Source organism: Mesorhizobium sp. ESP-6-2, assembly GCF_020164675.1.
In the GTDB taxonomy this organism is placed as follows: domain Bacteria; phylum Pseudomonadota; class Alphaproteobacteria; order Rhizobiales; family Rhizobiaceae; genus Mesorhizobium.
This window is the reverse complement of record NZ_JAIUGT010000010.1, coordinates 61,884-86,947: the sequence shown is the minus strand read 5'-3', so window position 1 is coordinate 86,947 and position 25,064 is coordinate 61,884. Positions and strand designations below refer to the sequence as shown.

The following is a 25,064-nucleotide window of genomic DNA, read 5'->3' as shown; positions in this document are numbered from 1 at the left end:
GGGGTACCGTGTTTCGCCATAGTTCCTGACGGTTGGTAGTTCGTGACAGGTTGTGTACACCTGCGTGCACGGGGGGCACCGATGACGATAGCGAACAACCTCACTTCGGCACTATGGAATGCCGCCAATACTCTTCGCGGCTCCGCTGTCGATCGTACGGATTGGAAGGGTTACATTCTTCCTTTGCTGTTCTTCAAGCGCATCTCCGACGTCTGGGACGAAGAGACGGCTGAGGCTCGGGAGATCTATGGCGAAGCTGACCCCTCTCTGTTTCCGGAGGTGCACCGTTTCGTGCTGCCCAAGGGCTTCCACTGGAACGACATCAGGGAGGTCCCGGTCAACGTCGGCATGGCCCTCCAGAAGGCCATGCAGGAGATCGAGCGGGCCAATCCGGACACTCTGTTCCGCGTTTTCGGCTCTGCGGACTGGGGCAACAAGGAAAAGTTCTCCGACGAGTTGCTGAAGGATCTGATCGAAGGTTTCTCGGAGATCGGGCTCGGCAACACCACCGTCAGCACCGACGTGCTCGGCGATGCGTACGAATATCTGGTGGGCAAGTTTGCCGACGTCACCCGCCGAAACAAGGCGGGCGAGTTCTACACGCCACGCAGCGTCGTGCGCATGATGGTCGAAATCCTCGACCCCAAGGAAAGCGAAAGCATCTACGACCCCGCCTGCGGCACGGGCGGCATGCTGCTCGGGGCTATCGAGCATGTCATCCGCAAGGGCGGCGATCCGCGCACCTTCTACGGCAAGATCTACGGCCAGGAGAAGAACCTGACCACGGCCGCGATCGCCCGGATGAACCTTGTCCTGCACGGGATCGAGGACTTCCAGGTGGCCCGTGAAGATACGTTGCGGAACCCGGCCTTCACGGATTCCAGCACCGGCGGCCTTGCCACCTTCGACTGCGTCGTCGCGAACCCGCCGTTCTCGCTCAAGGAATGGGGGCGTGAGCTGTGGGAGGCCGACCCCTGGGGCCGGGCCCAGTACGGGATCCCGCCCGAAAGCTATGGCGATTATGCCTTCGTTCAGCACATGATCGCATCCATGGCGCCGACCGGGAACAGCCGCATGGCCGTCGTCCTGCCGCAGGGCGCGCTGTTCCGTAAATCGGCCGAGGGCTCGATCCGGCAAGCACTGCTGGAAAAAGACATGGTCGAGGCGGTCATCGGCCTTGCGCCGAACCTGTTCTACGGTACGCAGCTGGCCGGATGTGTCATCATCCTGCGCCGCAAGAAGCCCGAGGCCCGCAAGAACAAGGTATTGATCATCGACGCCTCCAGCCTGTTCCGCAAAGGCCGGGCGCAGAACTTCCTCGATCAGGAGCACAGCGACCACATCGTCGCCTGGTATCGCGCCTTCGACGATGTCGAGGGTCGCGCCAAGGTGGCGACGCTGGACGAGATCAAGAAGGAAGGCTGGACGCTGAACATCTCGCGTTACGTCCCGCCGCCCATCGGCCAGGACATCCCGCCGTTCCCCGAAGCCGTCGAGGCGTTCAAGACAGCGCTGGCCGACGCTCGCGCGGCCGAGGATCACCTCCGCAAGGTGCTGATCGAAGGGGGGTGGCTGCAATGAGCGGGCTGACCCAGCGCGAACTCGAAAGCTATCTCTGGGGCGCAGCAACTTTGCTGCGCGGGCTCATCGATGCCAGCGACTACAAGCAATACATCTTCCCGCTGATGTTCTTCAAACGCCTGTCCGACGTCTGGGACGAGGATTACCAGCAGGCGCTCGACGAGACCGGCGACGAGGGCTATGCCACCGACACGGCCAACGACCGCTTCGTGATCCCCGAGGGCGCGCATTGGAACGACGTGCGCGCGGCACCCCGCGATGTGGGGCGAGCGCTGCTGTCGGCCTTCCTCGCCATCGAGGCCGCCAACCCGGAGCGCCTTCAGGGCGTCTTCGGCAATGCGAACTGGACCGATAAGGCTCAGATGCCCGACAGCACGCTGAAGAACCTGATCGAGCACTTCTCCAAGCACGACCTTACCCTTGCCGCCGTGCCCGAGGACGAGCTTGGCAATGGCTACGAATACCTGATCAAAAAATTCGCCGACGACAGCGGCCACACCGCGCAGGAGTTCTACACCAACCGCACCCTAGTCCATCTTATGGCGCAGATGCTGGAGCCGCAGTCGGGCGAGAGCATCTACGACCCGACCTGCGGCACCGGCGGCATGCTGATCTCGTGCTTGGCTGAGGTGAAGCGGCGCGGGGGCGATATCCGCACCACCGGCCTTTACGGGCAGGAACTGATCACCATCACGGCCGCCATCGCGCGGATGAACCTGGTCATCCATGGCGTGGACGATTTCCACATCGCAAGCGGCAACACGCTGACCACGCCCGCCTTCGTGCAGGGCGACCGCCTGCGCAGCTTCGACGTCGTCCTCGCCAACCCGCCCTATTCCATCAAGAAATGGAACCGCGGCGCTTGGGAGCAGGATGCCTGGGGCCGCAACTTCCTTGGCACCCCGCCGCAGGGGCGGGCGGATTACGCCTTCTTCCAGCATATCCTGTCGTCGATGCACCCCAAGACCGGGCGCTGTGCGATCCTTTTTCCGCATGGCGTGCTGTTCCGCAATGAAGAGGCCGAGATGCGGCGCAGGCTGGTCGAATCCGACCGGGTCGAATGTGTGCTGAGGCTGGGGCCGGGGCTCTTCTACAACTCGCCGATGGAGGCCTGCGTGGTGATCTGCCGGTCGCAGAAGCCCGAGACGCGCAAGGGGCGCATCCTGTTCATCGACGCGGTGGCCGAGATTGCGCGTGAACGGGCGCAAAGTTTCCTGCGGCCCGAACATCAGGCGCGCATCCTGTCCGCCTATCACGCCTTTGCGGATGAGCCCGGCTTTGCCGCCGTGGCGGATGTTGCCGATGTGCTGGCGGCCGACGGCAACCTGTCGATCGCCCGCTATGTGAAGCGACCAAAGGCGGCGGTGGCGGGTGGCGGTACCACACTTGCGGCGAGATGGGCGGCGTTTGACGAGGAAGGGCGGGACTTCTGGTCGGGCATGGACGCGCTGGTGGACATGCTCGATGGCCTGACACCTGCAGAGGATGCCGATGCTTGAGCGGCCGATTTCCAGGGCGGGGTGGACCCGCGTGCGGTTCGACCAGATCGCCACGCAGATCAACGACCGGATCGACAACCCCGCCGAGTCCGGGGTGGAACGCTATGTCGGTCTGGAACATCTTGATCCCGACAGCCTGCGCATCCGGCGTTGGGGCGAACCTACGGATGTGGAATCGACCAAGCTTCGGTTCCAGCCGGGGGACATAATCTTCGGAAAGCGCCGGGTCTATCAGCGCAAGGTGGCGGTGGCGGACTTCGAGGGAATCTGTTCGGCGCATGCCATGGTGCTGCGCGCCAAGTCCGGCGCGGTGCTGCCCGAGTTTCTGCCCTTCTTCATGCAGAGCGATCTGTTCATGGAGCGGGCCTTGGGCATCTCGGTCGGGTCACTGTCGCCGACGATCAACTGGAAGGCCCTCGCCGCAGAGGAGTTTTTGCTGCCGCCGATCCAAGAGCAGGCGCGGTTGGTGGAGTCGCTGTCGGCCTTCCGAGCACTGCAGGAGAAGCTTAACGAGGCAATACAAACGTCGCTTGTGCTTCGTGAAGCCGCGTTCACCAGCGCCATTTCCTGGACGGCAGTTGATCGGGAAGAAATTGGTAAGCTTGCACGCTTTAGCAGCGGCAAACTGATAAGAGTTTCTGACCTTCCAAAAAGCCGAAGCGAGTCCTCTCCGTTTCCAGTAGTAGGTGGCAACGGTATCGCCGGGTATTCCGAACAACCGCTTGAGGAGGTGCCCAGCCCTTGCATCGCGATCGGCAGAGTTGGCGAATACTGTGGTGCCGTTCACTTCATCAATGAGCGCTGCTGGGTGACGGACAATGCACTGTATGTGAAGTCACACACTGATCGCCTGCAGTCCCGCTATTTTGAGCTCTGCCTACAGAACTTGCATTTGAACCAGTACGCTACCGGCGGTGCCCAACCATTGATGACACAAAGCATTATCAATAGGTTCAAAATCCCAGTTCCGACGCTTGAGAAGCAAGGTGAGATCATTTCCGCTGATTTGGAAATTACAGCTAATCTCGACGCGGTAATTCAAAGACTGGGGTCCATTCGCAATCTTGGACGAAAACTCCTTAGCCAGTGTTTTGAACCGTGACTTTCATTAAAGCTAACACTGCCCAAGCCTATCTGCGCGACGTTTTCGCGGGCATGGCATCGGACCGCCTGGCGCGAACCATCATCGGCTTCGCGCGCGGTGGTTTGCAGTCCAGTCATTGGGGGCAAGTTTGATGTCGAGCCGTCCAACAATCCCTGCGGAAACGCAGCGTGACTTGATGATCGAGTGCGGGCACCGCTGTTGTGCTTGCGGCGAAACGGTTTCGCTCGAAAAGGCGCATATCATCCCATGGACAGCCACCAAGGACCATTCCTTCGAGAATCTGTTGGTGCTTTGCAGCCTCTGCCATAAGCTCTCGCACGATCAGAAATGGGATGCGAAGACGCTAGAGCTTTACAAGAAGAAGCCATGGGTGGCTCGCTACAAAGGCGTCCCGGCTGATTTCGGCCCGAAACAGCTCGTGACCTTGAAACTGGACACGACAAAGGACGACTACGAGAAGGACAAGGAGCGCATTCTTCTCGCTATCGCCGCCGTTATCGACGCCTCACCGAAGGACGTGCTTACCGTGTCCGTGAAACAGGGGAGCATTCTACTGACCGTTGCGGTTCCCGCTGAGGAAGCCGGCAGACTGCTGCACTCGGCAGAAACGCAGTCGAAACTGCGTGATCTGTTGGAGCCCATCAAGGTGGCTGGGATCGAACCTGGCCCGGAAAGCGCATCATTCCAAGACGAACGCGCCCGTCGCATCGCTAGTTTCAATGAGGGGAACACAGTCGAAGCGCATCTGCGCGATGTCCTGGCCGGTCCATCAAACTCACGTCCCCGAGAGTTCTCGGTTGGCTGGGCCCGGACGGGAGGCCGGATCGCGGGCCTCGGCTGGCATTACGTCGCCCCCGCCGACCTTCCCCGCCAGCCGCAAGAGGTGCTGGTCGAACCCCATCTGCGTGACACCCTGATCCGCCTGAACCCCGACATCGCCGCCAACCCCGGCCGGGCCGATGACGTGCTATACCGCTTGCGCGCCATCGTCATGGGCTCGCGGTCGGACGGCTTGGTGAAGGCGAACGAGGAATTTGCGGCGTGGCTTTTGGGCGAACGTTCCATGCCCTTTGGCGCGAACGGCGAACACGTCACCATCCGCCTGATCGATTTCGACGAGATCGAGAATAACAGCTTTGTCGTCACCCAGCAGTTCACCATCCGGGCGGGCAAGACCGAGAAGCGCGCCGATCTGGTGCTGCTGGTCAACGGCATTCCGCTGGTGCTGATCGAGGCTAAGACGCCGGTGCGGTCCAGTCAGAGCTGGTTCGACGCCGCCTTGCAGGTGCATGACGACTACGAACGCAACGTGCCGGAACTGTTCGTGCCCAACGTCTTTTCCGTGGCGACCGAGGGCAAGGAGTTCCGCTACGGCTCGATCCGGATGCCGGTCGACATGTGGGGTCCCTGGCGCGACGGCGACGGGCCGCAAACGATGGGCGCGGTTGAGAAGGCCGCCACCTCGATGCTGCGCCCGGCGATGGTGCTCGACATGCTCGACAGCTTCACCGCCTTCGCCACGCAGAAGGGTAAGCACCGCATCAAGATCATCGCTCGCTATCAGCAGGTGGACGGCGTCAACAAGATCGTCGCGCGGGTGGTGGCGGGCCAGCCGCGCAAGGGGCTTATCTGGCATTTCCAGGGGTCGGGCAAATCGCTGCTGATGCTGTTCGCCGCGCGCAAGCTGCGGCTGCACCCGTCACTGAAGAACCCCACGGTGCTGATCGTGGTCGATCGGATCGACCTCGACAGCCAGATCTCCGGCACCTTCTATGCCGCTGACATGCCCAATATGGTGCGCACAGAAAGCCGCAAGGAACTGGCCGATCTTCTGGGCAAGGACGCCCGAAAGGTAGTGATCACCACGATCCACAAGTTCGCAGAGGCCGACGGCGTGCTGAACGACCGCGACAACATCATCGTGCTCGTGGACGAGGCGCACCGCACGCAGGAAGGCGATCTGGGCCGGAAGATGCGCGATGCGCTGCCGAACGCGTTCCTGTTTGGCCTGACCGGCACGCCCATCAACCGCGCCGACAAGAACACCTTCTACGCCTTTGGCGCCGAGACGGACGAAGGCGGCTACATGAGCCGCTACGGCCTGAACGACTCGATCCGCGACGGGGCGACGAAGGAGCTGCATTTCGAACCGCGCCTGGTGGACCTGCACATCGATCAGAAGGCCATCGAGGAAGCCTATGCCGAACTGACGCAAGGCTTGACCGACGAGGACAGAGATCGGCTGGGCAAGGCGGCGGCCAAGATGTCGATCCTGGTAAAGGCACCCGCTCGCATCCGCGCGATTTGCGCAGACATCGCCAAGCATTTTCAAGAAAAGGTCGCCCCGAACGGCTTCGGCGCACAGGTAGTGACCTTCGACCGCGAGAGTTGCCTGCTCTACAAGGAGGAACTCGACAAGCTGCTGCCGCCCGAGGTTTCCGACGTAGTGATCTCCGTGAACAGCAATGAGCCGGAATATGCGCCGTATAAACACGACCGTGATGCCGAAGAGAAGCTGCTCGACCGCTTCCGCGATCCGAAGGACCCGCTGAAGATCATCATCGTGACGTCGAAGCTGCTGACCGGCTTCGACGCGCCGATCCTGCAGACGATGTACCTTGACAAGCCGCTGCGCGACCATACGCTCTTGCAGGCGATCTGCCGGACGAATCGTCCCTATGGCGAGCAGAAGACGCATGGCCTGATTGTCGACTACCTCGGCATCTTCGACGACGTGGCGCAGGCGCTGAAGTTCGACGAGGAGGGCGTGCAAAAGGCGGTGTCGAACATCGCCGAGCTGATCAACGCCCTGCCGACCGCCCTGCAGAAGTGCCTCGCCTATTTCGCGGGCGTAGACCGAAGCCTGACCGGCTACGAGGGCCTTATCGCAGCGCAGGAATGTATCCCGAACAACGACTTGCGCGACGCCTTTGCGGCCGATTTCAGCGTTCTGGCGCGCATATGGGAGGCGCTTTCGCCTGATCCGGTGCTGACGCAGTTCGAGACCGACTATCGCTGGCTGGCACAGGTCTACGAATCGCTGAAGCCCTCCAGCGGCACAGGGCGCCTGCTTTGGCATCGGCTGGGCGCCAAGACCATCGAGCTGATCCACGAACACGTCCATGTCGACGCGGTGCGGGATGATCTCGACACGCTGGTTCTGGATGCCGAGCTGCTGGAGGCGGTCCTCGGCGATCCTGACCCGGAACAGAAGGCCAAGGAAATATCGGTCAAGCTGGCGGGCCGTTTACGGAAGCATGCGGGGAACCCGAACTTCAAGGCGCTGGGCGAGCGCCTGGAGGACCTGAAGAACCGGCATCAGCAGGGTCTCTTGCTGTCGATCGACTTCCTGAAGGAGCTTCTGGCGCTGGCGAAAGACGTGGTGAAGACCGAGCGCGAGACGCCAGAGGAAGAGGACATCGACCGGGGCAAGGCGGCGTTGACCGAGCTTTTCGAGGAAGCGCGGAACGGCAACACGCCCGTGATGGTCAAGCGGGTCGTGGACGATATCGACGAGATCGTGCGTGCGGTCCGTTTCGATGGCTGGCAGGCCACGCACGCGGGTGAACGCGAGGTCAAGAAGGCACTTCGCCAGACGCTATTCCGCTACCAGCTGCATCAGGACGCCGAGCTGTTCGAGAAGGCATACGGCTATGTTCGAGAGTATTACTGACAACTCGGGTAGCTGGGAGATTGTCGGTATGCTTACAGAGGACGCTGTGATGGAGCTACCAAAAGAAAAGAGCGCGGTCGCAATCGACATGGGGACAGCTAATCGCTTGCCACCGCGCGCCGATGAACTAATGCACGTCGTTACGCGGTTTGAGTACGCACTGAAGGAGCTGGGCTACGGGGTGATGCGCAACGGAGCGGTTGAAGCGAACTGGGACAAGTTCGCTAACGAAGAGCTGAAGGCTGAATTTCTTCAGCGCGTCCGCGAAAAGAACCTTGCGCCGACGATCCTGAGCAACCCGCCAAGCAAACAGGTTCTGAATGGCAGCACTCTAGGTTGGGGGGTGAAGGCCGCGCCGAACAGTATTCAGGATTTCATCGGCGCGGTTCGGCGCGTGAGAAACAATCTCGTTCATGGCGGCAAGTCAGGCCATCCCGACGCTGATCGCAATGCGCTCTTGGTCTCCGAGGCGATCGAGGTCCTCCTTGAAGCTCTTCGATCTCACGACGATCTACGCTTCATGTTCGAAGGCAAGTGGTAGGCAAGCTGCTAGTCGTCACGCGATGATACGTGATCGCAATAGTCGCAGAGATGCGGATTGTTTACCGTATGGTGGAAGCCGTGAGTGCAGTGCCGCAGCGTGCGCATGAGTCGTCAATCGAGTAGTCGCAGAAAAAACACCTCACCGTCTCACCTGTCTCGACGTAGGTCTCGTTAGCGCATTCCGGACACGAATGAACGACCGGGTCTGAACCTTCCTTTGCGGCGAGATATGCATCTTCGCCGAACTGCGCCTCGACTATGATCTCGACGGTCTGCTCTGCCGTCATCTCTTCGCCGCACGCCTTGCATCGGCCCTCGATCTCGGCTGGGTCGCTGTTATGTGCATCTGCTTGATAGATCAGCGACGACCCGCACGTCGCACAGCGAATTTCGGATCGGTCCGTTATCTCGCCCCACCAGTCGATCTCGTTGAACGTGGCTTCGCATTCCTTTTTTATTTGTCGAAGAACGCCTTTTCGGCCAGCATCACGTCCCAAGCGTTGCCAAGCGATGCTTTAGGCGAACGCCCAAGGATGGCGAAAAATCCTTCCACGAGGGGAAAGCAGCCGGCGATTGCCTGACGAATGACTTCCTTCGGGGCCTGTGAATGGTAGTGCTCGAAGTCGTTTCGTAGCTTCTGCAAATCTTTGATGTTGCCGGCGGGCCAGGCAAGCTTAAAGCTTTTGAAGCGCTCCCGCAGTTCTGCCAAATCGATCGGTGCTTAGTCGCTGTAATCGCGGCTCAACCAGCAGGCGGCTCGATGATGCCCGTTGGTCCTCCGAGGGGCCTGTCAGCCGTCCAGAAGGCCGCGCCCTTGGAAGAGGGTGGCGATAGGACGTAGGTTATCCCTCTGAGTTACCATACGCGATCAAGACCAGAGGCGCTTCAGTTAATGCGACAAGCTTCACGCCGTTCAGCGGGCGAACGGTCGCGCGATTGGCCGGATCGAATATCAACCGCACCTCGTCCTGATAGCCATCTTCGAGGCCGCTGACCAAAGCCAAGATGAAGTCGTTGCCGCGTTCCTTGGCGCGCTCGTATTCGGCATTGGACATCTCGACCGATCCCTGTGGCGCCCGGCCGGTCGCTTTCATCTCAACGAAGGTCTTCCAGTCGATCGCGCCATCCGCACCTACGCGATGCCTGCTGCGAAAATCAACCAGAAGTTCCTCCGCCGAGGTCTCCAACGCCTGGGTAAGCAACTCCCAACCGCGTTGTTCAAGGTCGCGATCGGTGTAGGCCGTCGGCGCCGTGCGCGAACCGGCTTCGAACGGCTTGGTCGGAGGCGGCGCGTTGTGCAGCTTCGACTTGGCCGGTGGTGGCGTCGGCTTCGGATCGATGCCCGGCACCACTGTGGCTCCCAGAATGGGCCCAACGCTGTTCTTAAGTGTTCGCGGCGTCAAGGTGGCGCCCTTCCCGCCGGGTGTGCTCACCGATATCCTCTTTTTCGGAGCGGCGTTGATCATGGCGGCTCGGTCTTCCATCGCCTCGGTATGTTCCTCGTCCGATGCGAGGCGTATGGCCTCGGCCGCTGTCTCGCGCGCTTCCTGCCAGGCCACCACCCATTCGGCCTCAATGCCGCGGCGCGAGGCATGCGGGAACAACGACGCGATCGCGTGGCCACCGTATTCGCGCTTGGGCAGGGCCTCGTCCCGGACATGCAGCTCGAGCGGATCGTGCACGATCAACGCCTGAAGCTGGATCAGAATCTTCGTCGCCGACAATTCCTCGGCCCTCGCCTGAACCGCAATCGGACTGGAGTGTACGAACAATGGAATCTCCCGCAGCGCGTCCCAACTGATCGCCATGCGCTGGCGCACCTCAGGATCATTGCGCGCTAGTTCATCAGAGAGGTGATCGACCGCCTGCCGGAAGTGCGCGCGCAAGCCATCGCCACGATCCTGGGCCGCCTCGCGATCATCCGCGACGACCAAGGTGGGCTCGCTCCGCGTCACGCCCGTGAAAACCACAAACGACGCCAGCTCCCGAAGGTCGCACGGCGGCGTCCAAAATTTCTTGCCAGGCAACGCCATCGCCAATTGCGATCTAAGTTCGGATTCCTCGACCAGGAAAATGGGCCGCTCGGACTCCCAACGATCGCCGCAATACAGCGGCAGAGTTTTCATGCGCTCGCGGTGCCGCCGCTCTGCATTGGCCAGCAGGGGCTCCATATAGCGATATACGTCGATTAGGCGTGACGTGACCCAGACGTCATACGGCTTCCCCGCCAGCGACTTCAGGAACGCAAGACAGTCATCAAGCGTGGGCTCGCGCACATCTAAGGCCGACCAGAGGCTCGCAAAGGCCGGTCCAACCGGCACGAAGCGCGAGCGGTCATGAAAGATATCCTTGCCGCGCATCAGCTCGTTTGGCCTTCGCCAAACGTTGCCTCCGACGTGGATAAGCCCCTGGTTCTCCGTGAAAGCCTTGCGCAAATCCTGGATAGTCATATCGCCGATGCGGGTGTTCCACACGACTGCGCGAGGCACGTATTTCGCTACGTTGCGATAGATCGCCATAACCTGCCCGTCATCGAAGGCCTCGACCCCATCGCGCGTCTCGCGCAGCAGCTTGACGAGATCGCTGACCCGCACCGAGGTGACCAACCCGAGGGTCGCCGCGAAGTCCGCACCAAAATCCCCCGGATCGATGCCGACCGCGAAGGCCGTGCTGGCGTAGAGCGTTTGCGTCTCCTGAGTTTTCACCACGGCTTCGTTCGGCGTCACCAACTCGCCTTTGCCGATCGCCACCCACGGCGTCTCACGTAACTGGATCAGCCATTGCGCGGTGACAGGTGCCTTCGGATAAACGTAGACACGCGCCTCGTGCTGCGAGGCCACCATCTTGCGATTGGCGTAAGACCGCTCCCAGACGCGTGCCATGGCCTTGAACAGGGCGGGGCTTCTCTCGCGCAGAGCCTTCTTGGACAGCTTGGAGAATGCAGTCAGGACGCGATCGAGATCGGGACTGATCCAATCGGCCGGCACTTGTTCGGCCTGTGCCGCGCGAAGTTCCCGGTTCCGCGTCGTGCCGCCCCAACGGACCAACCCGGTTTGCTTCAGTCGCGGCGCGTTCTCCACGCCAAGCAGCGTGAAGAACTTGCGCGGGCCCCGCGAGATGGTCCCATCGGCGCGCTTACGTTGCGCGCGCGTCGCGCCCGTCTTGAGTTTCTCGTCGTACCCGGCGGAGATCCATTGTATACCCGGTATGTTCTCGGCTGCCGTAGGCCAATTGGGGAAATCGCTGTCCAACGTCTTGCACAGATAGGCTTCCGTCGGACGCACCTTCTGTCGGTGCATTTTGCCACTCCTATAAACGAAGCCATCCACCATCAGCGCCGCGCCCACGGCATGGCCGACCTCATCCGCACGGCGGTCGCTCAACTCATCGAACCGATTGCGAAGCTCGCGCAAATCCGCGTCCTCGATCTCTAGCGGCGTGACCGCGAATCGCTCGGCGAAGGCAGCGAGTTCGGTCGATGCATCGACGGTTGTCCGGAACGCCGCGTGTTGATCCAGCCAATTTATCGCGACAAGGCCATCCTTCTCGATGCCGTACGCGGCGTGCAGGCGATCTAACAGGTTCCAACGTAGGGAAAACACCGAAAACTCTCCGCCAAGAACGAGCGGCTTTGCTGTAGCGCCTTCGCGCTTGCACACCACCGCGCGGCCTTGATCGGTCAGCCAGAACGGCACATCGAATAGTTCCTCGTCGGCGTGGGTCTCCACCAACACGCGCGCGGCTTTTACCCACCAACTTGGTTCCTTTGGTTCAAACAGCGACTGCCTGAAGCCCTCAAGCACCTCAGTAGTGCCAACGGTGGCGCAGACTCCAATTTGATCAAGCACCGTGCGCCACCTGCCGCTCGCATCGCGAACATCGCGCGGCAGCGCCCGCGATCCTTCAGCCAACGCCTCGATATCGGCCTCGGTCAGAAGGTCGCTTAGGTCAGCGTATTCATAGGCGATGTCCGACAGTGCGACGGGCGCGCCGCCAATAAGGATCGCCGCATGCTCGCCAAGCCAATCGCGCGCTGTCTCAAATGATTTCGCGAAGCCGCCACGCAGCCAACGGTCCCCTTCATTGCCGATATAATCGGCAGCGACCGGTACCAAGCGCCAGGCGTCCTTGGGCCCCGACAGCATACGGCCATGCGCGACCTCGCCAAGCACATCGCCGCATCGCTCGATCAGCCAGTTGTTCCACGTGCTTTCGATCAAGGCCTCGCGAGTGGTGCTGGGGTCGAATTGCGCGTCGAGCGAAAATGGCAGTTCCACCGCGACGCGGGTCTTGAAGCCGATATAAAGACTTCCCGCGTCCGCCGGGCTCGGCACGGCGATGGAAATTCGCGTCTCCTCGGGGCGCGCCTTGTGAGCTGGATGCAGATGACCGGGCACTGGCAAGGTAGCGCGCCACACGATCCACGAGACCGCCGTGCTCTGAACCTCGCGTCTCGATAGCGCGGTGATGGAGGCGCGACCGCCAACCAAAGCGATGTGTTCCCAAGCGCCGAAGGTCAGGGTGCGGCCTTCGAGGGTTGCGCCAGCTAGATCACACCAGCGGAAACTCGAGACCCAGGTCAAGAACATCAGGCCGTCGTCCTCCCACTCCGCGAACCAGGCTTTCAGCCCTTCCTCGCTGAAATCAGGTTTCAGTCGCAAGACAATCATCGTATCGGTGGTGGGATCGTAGAAGCCGGGCAGCGCTCGTTCTGCTGGCACGACTTGGACAGAAAGCTGATCCCCTGAAAAATGATACGGCGCTGAATGGATTGCGAGATCATCCGCGATGCGCTTGAGCGTCTTCAGACCAATGCCAAACCGCCCGCGCTGATCGGTTCTATTAGTCTTGGTCGTCACGAACGGCAGCGCCATCCCCAGCACGTGCTGGCAGGCAACCGGCTGGCCATTATGCACGATCAATAGCTCGCGGCCGGCATCCGTTTCACGGAAGGCAAAGCGAACTTCTGAAGCGCGTAAATCATCCGCATTTTGGATCACTTCCGTCAGTCCCTGAAGCGGCTCGACGTTCAAATCCTCGGCGGCAGCGGCCGCGCCGCGCATCATCTTTTTCAAGGCACCGGGGGACGATGCCAAAGCACTCGCCAATCCCGTGACCACGGCATTGGCGAAATCGGGCGTGCGCGGATCGATCAGATCATCGACACCCGGCTGATCATCCCAGATCAGTTGCGCGGCCCACGCACCCAGGTCAGTATCACTCACGGCCATTATCGGCGTTGGAAGCACGGCGGATTCGTTCATAAAGTAAAGCCCCCGAAAATTTGAACCTAAAAGACTAGCACGAACAAAGCGACGGTCTAGTTGTTCGATTTCTGACGAGCGGACAACTATAGCAGTTTGGACGGGTGCCCCCGCCGGTCCCTTTGACGACGAGCCGGCGAGCCGCCCGACGCTAAGCGCGCAGGGTCGTGTAGCCGGGATTAAATCGCTTGGCCGCCTTGCCCTCGACGTCCTGTTTGGCGCCGATGTCTCTAAGGGTTAGGTCGAGCACGCCCAGGCACGGGCCGTGGTTGAGGCGGCGGACGATCTCCATCAGCGCCAGGGTCGCAGCGATCACTCCGACGAAGGGCACGCCAACGGTTCTCGATGCAATTTCCAGCAAACCACAGTCATCTAAGCCCTTTGCCAACAAGTTCTGGTAGGCGGTAGCAGTCTTCGCTGCCTTGGTGTCCGCAACGCGGGTGCCAGAGACCTCTCCCCATCGCGCACGAGCTGCGACCGGGCCAGGGAAAGTATGCAAGCGCATCGCTAGATACTCTTGCGGACCTGCGCCCAGACCTGCGTCAACCACTAGGTCGAAGCCGGGGTCTTCTAGACTAGCCCGCGCCTCAGCGTTGTCGACGCCGCAGAATAAGACGCGTGGGTCGTCTTCGGCCAATGTGATATCGCCCGCAAAGCGCCGCTCGACTACTCGAGTCCGAAATCCCCGCGCCTCTGCCCATGCCGCCATTTCACGAGTCTTAAGGCGGCCGGCCATGTCGATTCTGGTCAGGATTGATGTGCTATCATTCGCCAACGCCAGGCGGTCGAAATCCTGGAGGGTTACTTCTACGTCGGTCGGACGTTCGAATGGGAGCAAGCCAAGGGTCCAAAGGAAAGCCTGACCCAAGTGACCTAGGCCAAGGACCCAGAGCTTGCTTGGCGCCACCCAGGCTGCAGGGCCTGAGGCGCTGCGCCAGGGAGCGCACGGATCCCATAGGGACAAACCCACTTCTCGGTCGCCCGCCATCGGGTTGCCGCGGAAGCGCTGGAACACTTCAGCGACGGCCAGGGCGCCGGCCAAGACCGCGGCGGGAATGTCATTCGCACCTTCGGCCAGGCGCTCGCCCTCGCTGGCGACGAACACGCCTCCGCGCCAGTCGCTGAAGCTGACCTGCAGCGCTGTGGAAGGCGCCCCGTCGCCCAACCAGGTGAGCGGGGTCAGCGGCGAGGACTCGGGCCGAGGCGTTCCGCCGAGCGCCACAACCGCGTCTCCTAGGGTTGCGCCGAGACGGGGGAGATCGACCAGCAAGGGGACTTGAAGGTCGCCGAGGATTTCCACCCCGCCCAACAAGGCACGCCGCCCGCAGTTGACCATGGTCAGCAAGGCGGCTTGGATGGCCGGCGATTGGCCGCCAGCGGCGCCCAGGCCGATGGCCATGCGATAGCTGGCGAATAGGGCGTAGCCGGCTTCGACGCTGTCGGCCTCGCCGTTGTCCAAGGCCATCTTGACCCCCCGATGCAGAGTGTCAGGACGCGTTTCGGTGATCATCTGGGTCATCATGTAAAGGTTCCCGTCTTGAGGACGCGGCGGCTGCGCCATCCGCTCAAATTGGTCCAGTCGTGCGAGCCCTCGTAGCGGTAGAGGCCCATGCGGTGGCGCCACACTGGGTTGCTAGCGAAGCGTTCGACGATGAGGCCGAGGTGACCGGGCCGTGCTATCATAGGATTGCGTCGATCGGCCTCGCTCTGCGTTGCGGCGCCGCCGTGGGTGTGGATGTCGGCCAGCACCTGCAGGCCCGAGGACCGGCAGATCCCCCAAAGCCTCTCGAAGGCGTCGGCGTAGAGGATGCACACTCCGCTACGGTAGGCGTTCGCGTCGAGGTCGTCGTAGAACACGCACCTTTCGAGCACACGCCGATCGCCCTGGCGCTTGCCGAGCAGAAAGGCGCCGCTTTCGGTCTTGCCGCCGCCGCGGCGGCGCAGCTCGGCCATGAGGGCGAGCCACCGATCGCGCGAGATGAAGAGTTCGTCAGCCACCGCGCACTCCCATGTAGTCTACGCTGTTCAGCAGCTCATGCAGGAACTCGAGGTACTGCTGGAGGCCCTTTTCGGGGCGCCAGATGTAGGCAGCGTGCTCCTGACACCAGTTTGCATGGCCGGCGATGCTCATCCGGTCGCACGGCGCGTACAGGCAGGTCCCGTTCTGCCAATCCGGGCGGAACACCGCCGACACCCGGCGAGCGCCGGCAGGCCACAGGCCGAAGGGCAGCGGGGCGCCCGTGGCGGGGAGCCATGGCCGCGCGGTCGGCGGGTCTTGCGGATAGCCTGTGCAGTCGAACCGAAAGCCATAGGAGTCAGGCGCGCCGGTCCGGGGCGCAGCGGTGATCTCGACCTCGACAATCGGCCAGGCGATGCGGACAATGCGCCACCGGCCGAGGTATACGGCGAGCTGAAAGGCTCCCTCCGCCACCTCGTCCAAGAAGGCCTGCTCGTCCGGGCGGGGGAGCAAAACGGTCATGCTAGCCCTCGACCCGCTTGACGGGTACCAGGCTGAACGCCAGCTCGCAGCATCCGGATACCAGGGCGCCGATCTGTACGTCCGGATCCGGCCGGTCGGTGGTGCCCGTGATCTGCAGGACGTGCTCGCTGGCGTCGACGGGCGACATCTTGAGCTCGTGCACGTACCAGCGCTTGACATGGTTCACTGTCGCCGTCGGCGCGAACTCGCGGTGCGTTTCGGGCGTGTCGGCGTAGTGCAGGGCGACGTTGACCTTCTTGCAGCGGTGCACGTGGACCCGGTGCTTGTCCTTCACGCCCTGGTGCTGGAGCGGCTTGTCGACGTGTAGCGGGTGCTCGTTTTCGCCGGCGAAGACCATGGCCTCTTCGATGGCCAGGCCGAGGGCGGCGGCGGCCGCTAGGATCGCGTCGGGCCCTGCGTCTTCGGCAACCTCGATCAATTCGATGGACCGACGGCCCTCGACCTGCATGAACAGTTTCAATTTTGACATTGGAACGAGACCTCTTGCTTTGTTGGTGCGGTTTTCACCGCCGCAAGAGGTTCAAGAGCGCTCGGAGCGAGACCGGAAATCGGCTGGCCGGATTTCTTGCTAGAGGCGCAGCCCGTCCGTCGGACAGATGAAGAAGAAGGGACAAGTCGGGCAGTTGCGGTTATTGCGTTTCGGATCGAACCGACCCGCTGCAATGGCGCTTAATGCCTCTGCCGCTTGGTCGACCGCCTCGGTCAGTTTGCCGGCAGCGACCGTGGCGTCTTTCTTGCTGCCGTCGAGGAGTGAGATATGCAAGAAGCTGGCGGCTACCCCTTCGTCGCGCTTCACCATGGCTTGTAAGAGCGCATAGCGGGCCTTCGGCGTTTCTCCGCTCTTGGCAAGCCGCCCAGCCTTCATACGTTGGATGACGATGCCGCCTCCGGCCATTTGGATGTGATCCGCACGGGCGGTGATCGTCACCCCCTCGATAGTCACGCGCCGTTCGGCCGCTAAAGCATGACCGCTCATGGCCGCGCCGGCATTGACCAGCATCCGCTGCGCGGCGCCTCTGTAATGTGTCGCCGCGGGATGATCGGCGGGGCCGCGCTCCGACCAGCTGGTGTCCAGGTGGCCAGCGACGTCGGCAGCTGAGCGGGCTGACTGTCCCCGGAGCCAATCCAGACCCGCGCGGATGACGCTGTGAAATCGAAGGTACGGGGTGTCCGCGAGCCGGCGAGATAAACCCAACGCCTCGCCATAGTAGTAGCGACGAGGACAGCCGAGGTAGTCTTCGAGGGCGGTGACCGCCAGTTCCGGCGACAAGCCGCCAGGGGCTTTTTGCGGCACCGGGCTGGGATCTGCCGGGCCCGTGGCTGTCCATTGCGGAGCGGGCTCACCCCAGGGCGCAAGGATCGGAGACAGCGGCTTGAGCAGCTTCGACGGGTTGGGCCTCGACGATCCCCCATAGCGGTTGGCCCTAGACACGGTCAGGCGGTCCTTCGCGCGAGACAGGGCCACGAACATCAGGCTCTCTTCTTCGGCGTCGGCTGTCACCAGCGCGTCGTCCGCCGCAATTCCGGGAGGCAAAGGGCAGAGATCCGGCCGAGAGTTTGGGGGGAACCAGGAAGGGCTGACCGATGGAATGTAGACGTGCGGGAACTCAAGGCCCTTGGCGGCGTGCACCGTCATAAGTTGGACCGCGTCGATGCCTGAGGCCGCGGCCGGAAGGCGGCGGAGCTCCTTCTCCTCGTCCAGAACCTCGAGGCGGCGAATGTGCTCGAGGAAGTCACGCTTCGGGTTACGATTCCCCGGTGGCCGGTGGCCAAACGCGAGGGTCAGAAGCTGGTAGACGGCAAGCTGGCGCTGCTGGGCTGACACGTCGTCGCCGGCCAAGGGCGCGTCGTAGATCGCGCCCGGCTTGCCAAACAGGAAAGCGGACATGAGGGCGTGGGGCGAGGTTTTGAACTCAACGTCACCGAGGTCGTGCCCAAGCCGTTGCAGTCCGGCGCGCCCTTCCGCCGACAAGGATGCCTCGTTGGTGCGTTTCAACGCGACCAGCATGGTGATGTCCGCTTCCTGCCTGAAGCGGAACATCTCCAGGATATCTGGCACCGGCGTGCCGTAACGCGGAAACTGAGCGACGCGGAGCAGGCCAATGCCATCCCGCTCCCCGGCGACGGAGATCAAAGACAGCAGATCGCGAACCTCCGGCCGCTCGAAGAAATCGCCGAAGTACAGCGCCGGCACGCCCGCGCGTTCGAAATGCGCCGCCAAGGTAGTGAGCACGCCGTGGGTCCGCGCTAAGATGGCGTGCCGGCTGTACCCGCCTGGCTGAGTGCGGCGCGCCAGGATTTCCTGGGCCAGGCCCTCGGCTTCGGATTCGCGTTCGGTGGCCACGCGATACGCAACCTCGCCGGTGTCCTTGCCGCGCTTCGGCGACAGCTCCTGCTTCGAGGCAAAGGCGGCGGCCGCCATCGTTCGCCCGTAGCGCTCAAACAAGCCGACAATGCGCCCGCCTGAGCGATAGTTCACCTCCAGATCTTTGCGGTCAGCGCCCGGGAAGGCGTGGGCGAAGCGGCTCATATTGAGTGGAGAGGCGCCACGGAACCGATAGATCGATTGCCGGACATCACCGACGACCCAGGGGCCGGCAGTTGTGTCGGCCAGCTGCTTGAGCAGGGCGGCGCTTGCCGTGTTCATATCCTGGTATTCGTCGACTAGGATGTGCCGGTAGGTTTGGCGGATTTCGGCGGCGACGTCGGCGTGGCTCTTCAGCAACTCGACGCTACGCGCGATAAGATCGCCGAAGTCCACCCAGCCTCTGCCTTCCAGCGCCTTCTGATAGACCGCATAGATGTGGGCGGCTTCCAGGGCTTTATCCTTGGCGTCGCCCGCCGGCATGGCCTGCGCCCGCGCATGGTACGTCGGCGGGTCGCACAACTCATCCTTGGCGCGCGATATGGCGTTCAGCACCGACTTCAGCCCGCGCAGCGGTTCCTGTAGGTCAAAATAATAGTCGAGCTGGAGCTGCTGGAATTCCGACTCCAGAAGAAACAGCGAGTCGGCTCGGTCCAGGAGCTTCGGCGCGCCGGGCAGGCCTAACCGATCTCCGTAGAGGCGAAGCAGTTCCTGGCCGAAGGCGTGAAAGGTGCTGCACCAAACCGCGGTCGCCTCGGCTCCAAGTTCGAGACGCAGCCGGCGGGAAAGATCATCGGCAGAGGCGTTGGAATAGGTCAGGGTAAGAATGGACGCCGGATCGGCTTGCTTCTCGCGGATGAGCCACGCTGTCCGGGCCACCAGAGTACGCGTTTTGCCGGTGCCGGGGCCTGCTCGCACCTGCACGGGACCCGGATCCGCCTCCGCGGCAAGTCGTTGGCTGTCGTCTAACGACGGTCGTTCACCGTCGGAGGCCGAAGGCCGATCTTCAGGTAGCAACAGTGCGTCGGCCATCTGCTGCTGGACCAGATTCAAAGGAAGACCCAGTTCGGCGGCGATCGTATCGGCTGTGAGGTGTTGTGCCAAACACACCGCCCTAAGGCGCCGTCGAGGCAGCAGCAACTCTCGTCCATAGACATTTGCCTGGGCTTCCCGGCGCTGCTTTGGACTATAGGCATCGCTCTCGCCTACCGCCGAACTTTCGGGTTCGGCGGCCGCATATGGATCGACGTCACCCTCGTGGCAGTGGTCCTTTGGGTGGTGCAGTCGGTGATGCCCGAATTCGTGGGCCACATGGAAGGCCCGGTCTTCGGAGCCAAGCGCCGCCGAGACCAGAATTCTCAGGCCGTCGGGATCGTAGGAGGCCTCGGTGTTGTCCAGCAGTGCATCCCCCGCGGGCAGCACTAGAACCTTGACCCCGCTAGCCTTCTCCGCCGCAGCCAGGAGGTCACTTGCCCGCGACAGACCTGCTCGAGGGTTTAGTTCGTCGTGCCAAGCCGCAGCCTGTGCGCGCAGTTCGAACCAGGCGCTCATGCCGTCGGCTCATCCGCATCCGCAAGTCGCTGCAACCAAAAGGCCTTGAGATCGTCCGAAAGCGTCGAGGCATTGATAGCCACTTCAAACGTCTCGGTTTCGATTTTGATTTGCCCTTTCGCCTTGCGCAGATTGCCCCTGGAGGACGCGATCGGCGCCCCGGTGACCGAGGCAATTACATGCGCCGGCGGAACGCTAAGCTCGTCGGCGATTCTGCGGAACATCTCTATGGGCCGCCGCCCGACGATGCGTCGGCGGTCCAGCTTCATCATCAATCCCGAATCCAAGCCGACACGGACAGCGACTTGGTCTTCCGTTAAGCCGGTCGCACGGATCAGTTGCGACAGACGCGGAGGCAGCGGTTCAGCTTCGTGCTCTCCGCTTTTGCTATAGACGCCCATTGAGGTTTGCCTCGGTGCATCGTGGCGGTGGGCTAAGACTCGGCTCACGCCAATATTCGCAAATTGTTCCACACTGCAGTCAGAAGATGGTGTCTCCTCCTTCAAAGCTGTTTGAACGGCGAGATTGGCGAAGAACGCCACCAGCGCGTCGCGGTGCTGGGGATAGGCGGCAATCGCCACCATGAGGTTCTCGTGCGTCGGCTCAACGCCGTCGACGAGTAGGTCGAGGATGACGTCGTCCGCCGTTGGCTGGTCCATACGGCTCATGACTCTGCTCCATGCGCTGCGCGCATCTGCTCAATTGCTGTGTTTATCCAATTTCGAATTTGACGGTCGCTCATTTTGAACCTCTCGCAGAGCGTCGGCGCGCCGTCCTGGCCATCCTTAAGCGGCCAGCTATAGATGTGCCGGAGGATGAACGCTTCCCGGTGCCGTGGATCGGCCACCGCGTTAAGGTACCTGAGTGCGCCTCCAGCCTCTTCATCTGCCTTTGCGAGCAGTTGTTCTAAAGGGTTGAGCGCTTCTGACGCGAGACCGTCGACGGTCTGCGTGTACTGCCCCTCCTCATCGCGATCTGCCGATTGAAATTCCCCCGCTTTGGGGCGATCTCGCCCGGTTGCGCGGAGTGTCGCCTGTTTAACGACGGTCGCCGCGTCGATCTCAAGATATTCGGCGGTACGCGACGTTTTGTAGAGTAGATCGCCAAGTTCATTCGCCACCGCGATCTGGATCTCCTCGCTGTCAGCCGTGCCGTAACCCCGTGACCAACGGTCGACGATGGGCTTCACGCGTTCGAGGAACCGGTAGGTAAGCATACCAAGAATATGCGGATCGTTGTCACGCAGCCGAAGGCGGATGAGATAAACTAGGGTCTCGAGCCGCCAAGATTGATCGCACCACACGTTATGCGACATGCCCAGGGCGCGGGCGATCTCGTCCTCCACAGCCTGATGGCGGGTGTAGGGCTCGCCGCCCTTCCGGAAACACCTCAGAGGCGCCGCCCTTCTTTGGGCGGTGTCCTGATGCTCCCGATCGCGCGAAGACTGGCTCATACCAGGCTCAAGACCCGTTTAGGCGCGACCGGAAGTCCGGCCGAAAAATTTTTTAACCTGATGTTCCTGCGCCTTGAAAGCCGCGTCGCTGGCCATAGGCGATAGATTCGAACGTTCGCCAACGGATCAACACCTAAAGCCGCCGACGCGATTAACGCATCGTCGTGTGTCTCATGGCTTCTGTCAGGTCGCGGCAGTTCGTCAAAACGGCTCATGAAATGCTACTCTAATGCAAAGTCCGGCGGCACCGCTCGAGTAATTATTACCTCCGATCTCCTGCCCTCTGAGATGCGAAATAGATTGATTGCCCACCCTCAAATTCCATTGCGACCATGAATTCATTGCCTTGATTTCTAACTCGATTTAACCAGGGCATTTAATCGAAGGGTGAATCGCCTTCTGAATTATGCGGATTAGGTTACGGCTAGGTCAAGTCATGATCGGGCTTCTTCTTTTTGCTTCGGTTAGCGGGAGCAGTACTGCGTTGAGCCATAGCCCTTCAATTCCAGTATGGACCTGTTCGGTACTCAGGTCCGAAAGAACCAATTATCTGCGAACCGCATGCCGCGTTTTTGGCATTGGGGAGGAGACCATCCTCCAGCACGTCGCTGCGGCCGCAGCGGGCTGGTGAGCTCCGCCCACTCGATCAATGAGATCAAGGTAAACGCGCCGGTGCGGCCTTGCTACTCCATGGCCACATGGTGCTGGGTCAGGTCGAAGTTCCATTTTATTAGAACATCCTCATCTGAGGCAGTCATTTGCGGAACTTGGTAGGCGCCTGTCGAATGGCCGCTTCAGGACGTCTGTTTTTGCAGCGAACGCCCAGGATGAGAAGCAAAGCCGACGCTGCCGAACTTCAGGGTATGCCCTGATGTGACGTCACAAGACACCGCAGCGCCCATGTAACAGCTGGGTTCACACTGACTATTTGTGACAAAGTAGCCTCGGGCCTAAACCTTGAGGTGACACCTATGAGCCGCATTGGCTATGCGCGCGTCACGAATGCGAGTGAAGTGCTCCCCGTCTTTGGATCGCCCCGGGCCGGAACTTCCGGGGTGTCTGGCTCAGATGGCGGAAGCCGCCGATGAGCCTTTCATGAGCGAAATCGGCGGCTTGTTGCCGATCGCGCTGTGGGGTCGGACGGTGTTGTAGTCCTTACGCCATTCCTCCATTTTCAAGCGGGCGTCGTCAAGCGTCAGGAACCAGTGGGCGTTGAGGCATTCGCTGCGGAACTTGCCGTTGAAGGATTCGATAAAGGCGTTATCCGTCGGCTTGCCCGGTCGGGAGAAGTCCAACTCGACACCTTTCTGATAGGCCCACAGGTCAAGGTCGCGGGAGATGAACTCAGAGCCCTGGTCGACCCGGATGGTCTTCGGATAACCCACTGATCGGCAGGCCCGCTCAAGGGTCGCCACGATATCTTCTCCCCGATAACTGAACCTCGGATCGACCGCGGGTGAGAAGCGCGAGAAGGTGTCGACGACGGTCAGCACGCGGATCTTGCGGCCGGTCGCCAGTTGGTCGTGAACGAAGTCCATGGCCCAGACATCGTTGAAGTGCGCGGCCTCTGTCCGGTCCTCGCGCAGCTTTGCCTTCACTCGTCGCCTCGGCGTCTTGTTGCGGATTTGCAGGCCCAACTCCTTGTAGAGGCGATAGATTCGCTTGGGATTCACGGGCCATCCCTCCCGGCGCAGCAGTACATGGACGCGCCGGTAGCCGTAGCGCACCCGCGTCGCCGCAATCTCCTTGATCCTGGCTTTCAAGGCGGCCTGATCGCCACGCTTCGACTTGTAGTGGTAGAGCGACGTGTCGATCAGGAACGTCGCGCATGCTCGGCGGATCGACACTTTCCAGTCCGCCCGAACCTCATCCACAAGCCGCCGGCGGCGAACAGGCTTCAGAGCTGTTTTGACAGGACATCCTGCAGCATGGCCTTGTCGAGCGTCAGGTCGGCGACGATCTTCTTCAGCCGATTGTTCTCGTCCTCGAGCTGGCGCATGCGCTTGACCTCCGACGGCATCAAACCGCCATAGCGCTTCTTCCAATGATAGAACGTCGCGTCCGAGATGCCGGCCTTGCGGCACACTTCCGCGACCGGCGTTCCTTCATCCGCCTGGCGCAAAATGAACGCGATCTGCGCCTCGGAAAACTTTGACCTCTTCCTGGAATTCTCCCTCTCCCGTCATCGGGATCATAGTTGGAAAATTCCAGCTCAGAACGGTCCGAAAATCGGGGGGCACGTCACGAGGCTTCGTAGACTAGCAACGGTTTTAGACTCGCTCCGTCCTCGTGACTTGTCGCCACGCGTTTGGACCGGCCCCGTCGCGACACGCGCGACGCTCTCAACTTGATCCACGAGTGCGAACGCGAGAAGCCTTCGTGACCGTCCTGGACCCTCACCGGGGAGAGATGGGGCACATTGTCCTGACGGTGTTGGGCATGGTCGTTCAGATGGAGCGCCGGTTCATCAAGAGCGGCCGCGGGATGGCATTGAAATCCGGCGCGCTGCTCCGCGACGTCGCCATCAATCTGGCTTAAAGAGAAGAGCTGCCAAGGCCCGGGAGAAAAGCGCCGCCGGCGGGTCGGCTTAGGCGACGAGCAGGCGATCTCAAGGCAGAGTTTTGGCCTCGCCTGAAAGTATCCGTGGTCGGAAGCGGAGCGGATGCCCTCTATTGGGTACAGACGCGATCCAGCCCGATGGCTCGAGGTTTGCGGACGTGCCCTCGATCGTGGCATGGTAGCGCCCAAGACCACCTTCGTTACGTCGCAGGAGCCGCAGTATGGACAAGAAGGAAGCCGCACAGGAGATAATGCAGATCGTAAGAGGTGAGCTGGCGAGCGCCAGGAGCGCGGTAGAGGGGCACCAATCTTGGCGAAAGATCGATGAGGCGATGATCAAACTAAGGAGAATTGCTTCCATTTTGGACTACGACAGAAAGCCGCCAAAACCTGCCAATCACATTTGATGTACTTGCGACGGCCGAGATCGGTGGAACTTTTTAGTTTGGATCGGTCGGCGCGGACGAGCACGGTGCGCCATTTCGCGGTCACTAATAGCTTGTCCGCGGCCCTGTCCGTCCCGGTACTGCCCCGTGAGCGACCAAATCTCGGCTATGGTTCCCGGCTCAACGACAGCAGGAGCTGCGCTACGCGAGGGCGAGCGCATTGAGCCGCTCTTCCGCAGCGCTCATTCAAGGCCTGCGCCCGATTGGTGGCGTGTAGTCGACGTGCCAATGCGGCCCGTGGGTTGCATCCGGCTCCGGGCCAACATGCGCGCCCCAACTTTCCAACGCGCGCTGCACTTCGGTTTGCTGGCGATGATTTCCAAGTGGAATGGAAATATCGCGAGCGCGGTCATCCAGATGGTTGCTAACCGTCGCCCCGCGTGCGCGTGCTCGGTGTATTATCTGTTCGAACGCCTCGGTGGCTTGCGATCGAGTAGCGCGAGGATGTTGAGCGGCCCATTCGTCCATCTCCCGAATATGCTGCACCTGACGATATACACTCAGGAACTGCCTCCGGTTCGAAAG

Annotated in this window: 17 protein-coding genes; 7 read left to right on the top strand and 10 right to left on the bottom strand. The window is 61.5% G+C overall.

What is annotated here, in order from left to right; translation table 11 throughout:
* Nucleotides 1-81: 81 nt before the first annotated feature.
* The 5 genes from LB532_RS23720 to LB532_RS23700 all read left to right on the top strand — a co-directional run bounded on the left by LB532_RS23720 (nucleotide 82) and on the right by LB532_RS23700 (nucleotide 8,399).
* Nucleotides 82-1,581 (top strand): type I restriction-modification system subunit M, encoded by a 1,500-nt coding sequence (locus tag LB532_RS23720; protein ID WP_140640716.1) that lies wholly within the window; start codon nucleotides 82-84, stop codon nucleotides 1,579-1,581.
* The gene (locus tag LB532_RS23715; RefSeq protein ID WP_140640714.1) at nucleotides 1,578-3,080 is read left to right on the top strand and encodes a class I SAM-dependent DNA methyltransferase; all 1,503 of its coding nucleotides are present in this window, start codon (nucleotides 1,578-1,580) and stop codon (nucleotides 3,078-3,080) included. The genes LB532_RS23720 and LB532_RS23715 overlap by 4 nt, the downstream gene beginning before the upstream one ends.
* Complete coding sequence (locus tag LB532_RS23710; RefSeq protein WP_140640712.1) at nucleotides 3,073-4,182, top strand: restriction endonuclease subunit S; 1,110 nt, start codon at nucleotides 3,073-3,075, stop codon at nucleotides 4,180-4,182. The genes LB532_RS23715 and LB532_RS23710 overlap by 8 nt, the downstream gene beginning before the upstream one ends.
* 178 nt (nucleotides 4,183-4,360) lie before the next feature.
* Nucleotides 4,361-7,858, top strand: coding sequence for an HsdR family type I site-specific deoxyribonuclease (locus tag LB532_RS23705; protein WP_224557264.1), 3,498 nt, complete (start codon nucleotides 4,361-4,363; stop codon nucleotides 7,856-7,858).
* Between the two features lie 28 nt (nucleotides 7,859-7,886).
* Entirely contained in the window at nucleotides 7,887-8,399 is a 513-nt protein-coding gene (locus LB532_RS23700) for a hypothetical protein (RefSeq protein WP_224557261.1), read from the top strand.
* A gap of 456 nt (nucleotides 8,400-8,855) precedes the next feature.
* On the opposite strand, the gene LB532_RS23695 is transcribed toward LB532_RS23700, so the two are convergent.
* The 10 genes from LB532_RS23695 to LB532_RS23650 all read right to left on the bottom strand — a co-directional run bounded on the left by LB532_RS23695 (nucleotide 8,856) and on the right by LB532_RS23650 (nucleotide 23,668).
* Entirely contained in the window at nucleotides 8,856-9,110 is a 255-nt protein-coding gene (locus LB532_RS23695) for a hypothetical protein (protein WP_140640708.1), read from the bottom strand.
* A gap of 133 nt (nucleotides 9,111-9,243) precedes the next feature.
* Complete coding sequence (locus LB532_RS23690) at nucleotides 9,244-13,665, bottom strand: sacsin N-terminal ATP-binding-like domain-containing protein (protein ID WP_140640706.1); 4,422 nt, start codon at nucleotides 13,663-13,665, stop codon at nucleotides 9,244-9,246.
* Nucleotides 13,666-13,816: 151 nt separating this feature from the next.
* Nucleotides 13,817-15,187, bottom strand: a complete 1,371-nt coding sequence (locus LB532_RS23685) for a thiamine biosynthesis protein ThiF (RefSeq protein WP_140640704.1) — start codon at nucleotides 15,185-15,187, stop codon at nucleotides 13,817-13,819.
* Nucleotides 15,184-15,663 (bottom strand): Mov34/MPN/PAD-1 family protein, encoded by a 480-nt coding sequence (locus tag LB532_RS23680; protein WP_140640703.1) that lies wholly within the window; start codon nucleotides 15,661-15,663, stop codon nucleotides 15,184-15,186. Before LB532_RS23680 ends, LB532_RS23685 begins: the two co-directional genes overlap by 4 nt.
* Nucleotides 15,656-16,144 carry a hypothetical protein gene (locus tag LB532_RS23675; protein ID WP_140640701.1) on the bottom strand — a complete coding sequence of 163 codons (489 nt, stop codon included), beginning with the start codon at nucleotides 16,142-16,144 and terminating at the stop codon, nucleotides 15,656-15,658. Before LB532_RS23675 ends, LB532_RS23680 begins: the two co-directional genes overlap by 8 nt.
* A gap of 1 nt (nucleotide 16,145) precedes the next feature.
* On the bottom strand, nucleotides 16,146-16,634 hold the full coding sequence (locus tag LB532_RS23670) for a hypothetical protein (protein WP_140640699.1): 489 nt from the start codon (nucleotides 16,632-16,634) through the stop codon (nucleotides 16,146-16,148).
* 99 nt (nucleotides 16,635-16,733) lie between these two features.
* Entirely contained in the window at nucleotides 16,734-20,081 is a 3,348-nt protein-coding gene (locus tag LB532_RS23665; protein ID WP_140640697.1) for an ATP-dependent helicase, read from the bottom strand.
* Nucleotides 20,078-20,749 (bottom strand): hypothetical protein, encoded by a 672-nt coding sequence (locus tag LB532_RS23660; protein ID WP_140640695.1) that lies wholly within the window; start codon nucleotides 20,747-20,749, stop codon nucleotides 20,078-20,080. Before LB532_RS23660 ends, LB532_RS23665 begins: the two co-directional genes overlap by 4 nt.
* Nucleotides 20,746-21,534 (bottom strand): hypothetical protein, encoded by a 789-nt coding sequence (locus LB532_RS23655; RefSeq protein ID WP_140640693.1) that lies wholly within the window; start codon nucleotides 21,532-21,534, stop codon nucleotides 20,746-20,748. The genes LB532_RS23660 and LB532_RS23655 overlap by 4 nt, the downstream gene beginning before the upstream one ends.
* A 1,064-nt stretch (nucleotides 21,535-22,598) precedes the next feature.
* A protein-coding gene (locus LB532_RS23650; protein ID WP_411908895.1) for an IS3 family transposase occupies nucleotides 22,599-23,668 on the bottom strand; the annotation gives its coding sequence in 2 pieces (ribosomal slippage) (nucleotides 22,599-23,437 and nucleotides 23,437-23,668; 1,071 coding nt in all).
* 245 nt (nucleotides 23,669-23,913) lie between these two features.
* Here LB532_RS23650 and LB532_RS23645 point away from each other — a divergent pair.
* A complete protein-coding gene (locus LB532_RS23645; RefSeq protein WP_224557257.1) occupies nucleotides 23,914-24,072 on the top strand; it encodes a hypothetical protein in 159 nt (52 codons plus the stop codon).
* A gap of 242 nt (nucleotides 24,073-24,314) precedes the next feature.
* A complete protein-coding gene (locus LB532_RS23640; RefSeq protein WP_140640689.1) occupies nucleotides 24,315-24,500 on the top strand; it encodes a hypothetical protein in 186 nt (61 codons plus the stop codon).
* The last annotated feature ends 564 nt before the right edge of the window (nucleotides 24,501-25,064 follow it).

Excerpts from the sequence above, each read along its gene's own strand:
- LB532_RS23720 (WP_140640716.1), top strand. The coding sequence starts at position 82 with ATGACGATAGCGAACAACCTCACTTCGGCACTATGGAATGCCGCCAAT.
- LB532_RS23715 (WP_140640714.1), top strand. The coding sequence starts at position 1,578 with ATGAGCGGGCTGACCCAGCGCGAACTCGAAAGCTATCTCTGGGGCGCA.
- LB532_RS23710 (WP_140640712.1), top strand. The coding sequence starts at position 3,073 with ATGCTTGAGCGGCCGATTTCCAGGGCGGGGTGGACCCGCGTGCGGTTC.
- LB532_RS23705 (WP_224557264.1), top strand. The coding sequence starts at position 4,361 with ATGATCGAGTGCGGGCACCGCTGTTGTGCTTGCGGCGAAACGGTTTCG.
- LB532_RS23700 (WP_224557261.1), top strand. The coding sequence starts at position 7,887 with ATGCTTACAGAGGACGCTGTGATGGAGCTACCAAAAGAAAAGAGCGCG.
- LB532_RS23690 (WP_140640706.1), bottom strand. The coding sequence starts at position 13,665 with ATGAACGAATCCGCCGTGCTTCCAACGCCGATAATGGCCGTGAGTGAT.
- LB532_RS23685 (WP_140640704.1), bottom strand. The coding sequence starts at position 15,187 with ATGATGACCCAGATGATCACCGAAACGCGTCCTGACACTCTGCATCGG.
- LB532_RS23675 (WP_140640701.1), bottom strand. The coding sequence starts at position 16,144 with ATGACCGTTTTGCTCCCCCGCCCGGACGAGCAGGCCTTCTTGGACGAG.
- LB532_RS23670 (WP_140640699.1), bottom strand. The coding sequence starts at position 16,634 with ATGTCAAAATTGAAACTGTTCATGCAGGTCGAGGGCCGTCGGTCCATC.
- LB532_RS23665 (WP_140640697.1), bottom strand. The coding sequence starts at position 20,081 with ATGAGCGCCTGGTTCGAACTGCGCGCACAGGCTGCGGCTTGGCACGAC.
- LB532_RS23660 (WP_140640695.1), bottom strand. The coding sequence starts at position 20,749 with ATGAGCCGTATGGACCAGCCAACGGCGGACGACGTCATCCTCGACCTA.
- LB532_RS23655 (WP_140640693.1), bottom strand. The coding sequence starts at position 21,534 with ATGAGCCAGTCTTCGCGCGATCGGGAGCATCAGGACACCGCCCAAAGA.
- LB532_RS23640 (WP_140640689.1), top strand. The coding sequence starts at position 24,315 with ATGGACAAGAAGGAAGCCGCACAGGAGATAATGCAGATCGTAAGAGGT.